The organism is Curtobacterium sp. B8 (genome assembly GCF_000333315.1).
Taxonomy (GTDB): Bacteria; Actinomycetota; Actinomycetes; order Actinomycetales; family Microbacteriaceae; genus Curtobacterium; species Curtobacterium luteum.
In genome coordinates this window covers 1-1806 of the sequence record NZ_BACW01000484.1, presented here as the reverse complement: position 1 = coordinate 1806, position 1806 = coordinate 1, and the positions used below count along the sequence as shown (strand labels likewise).

The 1806-nt window shown below is 71.7% G+C and carries 1 protein-coding gene and 1 pseudogene; both read right to left on the bottom strand.

Annotated features, from left to right (window positions below):
• Positions 1-146: 146 nt before the first annotated feature.
• Positions 147-1304, bottom strand: coding sequence for a sensor histidine kinase (locus I59_RS12480; protein ID WP_022904151.1), 1158 nt, complete (start codon positions 1302-1304; stop codon positions 147-149).
• Between the two features lie 181 nt (positions 1305-1485).
• Positions 1486-1806, bottom strand: a pseudogene (locus I59_RS12475) (homoserine O-acetyltransferase); the annotation flags it as partial.

The window sequence follows — 1806 nt, the reverse complement described above, 5'->3', positions numbered from 1 at the left end:
CTGCCGACGCTCGCTGCCCCGGTACCGCTCACGGGCCTCCCGGCGGGTCCGCGGAGCGGGCTGCACGGTCTCGCCGGGCAGTCCGCGGCTGATGGTGTCCTCGGGGACGCGGCTCACGATGCTGCCTCCTGCTGCCTCCTGCTGCCTCATCGGGGCGCCTCCAGGACCACGGTCGTGCCGGACCCCGGCGCGGAGAAGAGCTTCGCGTCGCCGCCGACCTCGCGGAGACGGTTGACGACGCTCTCCTTGAAGCCGAGCCGTTCGGCGCTGACGTTGGTGAGGTCGAAGCCGACTCCGGAGTCGGTGACCATCGCGCGCACCATCTCGTTGTCGTGCACGATCGTGACGTGGGCCTCGCCGACGCCGGCGTGGCGACGGACGTTCTCGAGGCACTCGCCGAGGGCGAGCAGGAAGGCGTCGAGCACGTTCGACGGCAGGAGGACCTGGCCGGTGCCGTGCCAGCTCACCTCGAGGCCCATCCGCCCGAAGCGCTGCTTCACGGACTCGAGGGTCTGTCCGAGGGGCGACTCTTCCTCGCGGGTGAGGGAGTAGTCGCCGGACTGCTGCGGCTGCGGGGTCGCTCCGAGGCGGAGGTGGCGGAGCAGCCGGGCGTCCTCGGCCGCCTGCTCACGCATGGCCTGCTCGGAGACGCCGACGCCGGAGTGGGCGAGGAGCGTCAGCGTCGCCAGCACGGTGTCGTGCAGGAGCCGGGCGCCCTGGCGGCGCTGTGCCTCGGTCTCGCTCGCCTGGCGTTCGGCACGGTGGGCCGTGCCGATGCTGTAGATCCGTCGTGCCACGCGGGGGATGCTCCGGGAGATCCAGACGGTCACGACCGCGATGAGCACCCAGCCGAGCAGCGCACCGCCCACGGGCGCGGAGAAGAACGAGCCGGTCGCCCAGATCATCGCGACCACCACGGCGGCACCGGCGACGATCGTCAGCCCGAGGCCGACCGGGTGACCGCGCTGCGCCATGAGGGGTGCCGAGATGCCGCCGGCCGCGAGCGGGAGGACCGCGCTCGCGATCACCGGCCGGACCGTGTCGTCGACGCCGAGGAGCAGGATCGCGAGGGCTCCGAGGCCGCCCGCGAGGACGACGGCGGTCCACCAGACGGAGCCGGTCGACCCGAAGACGACGAAGCCGACGATCATCGCGGCGATGCACGTGAGGGCCCCGACGAGCAGCCCGAGGGGGACGGCGAGGGAGGACAGCACGGCGACGACACTGATCACGACGCACACGATGCCGACGACACGGGTGGTCGACCGGAGCAGTCGGTCGCGTTCCTGTGCGATCAGATCCATCGATGTCCTGTGCGGTCGAGCTGGTGAAGTCGAGACTCGGTCAGGCCGAGCACCACGCCATCATTCCACGCACGGCACCCGTTGGGGGGTGTTCGGCGCGCCATGCCACGCCGGATGGGGCCGAATCGTGATCGCAGGTGCGATGGGAACGGCTGGCAGCGGCCGCGTGCCCGAAGTCGCCTCATCCGAACAGCCGTCGGAGGTGCGCCCCGACCGCTTCGTGCTCGATGAGGAAGCCGTCGTGCCCGAACTCGCTCTCGATGACCGCTGCCCGGTCGCCGTCGACGGTGTCCGGGATGCCCGCGGCGATGCGGTGCTGGTCCTCGACCGGGAACAGGCGGTCGCTCGACACCCCGACGACGAGCGTCCGTGCCGAGACCTGCGCGAGCGCCGCGTCGACACCGCCCCGCCCCGCCCCGACGTCGTGCGAGTCCATCGCGTGCGTCAACGTCACGTACGAGCTCGCGTCGAACCGCCGGGTGAACTTGTTGCCGTGGAAGTC

Excerpts from the sequence above, each read along its gene's own strand:
- I59_RS12480 (WP_022904151.1), bottom strand. The coding sequence starts at position 1,304 with ATGGATCTGATCGCACAGGAACGCGACCGACTGCTCCGGTCGACCACC.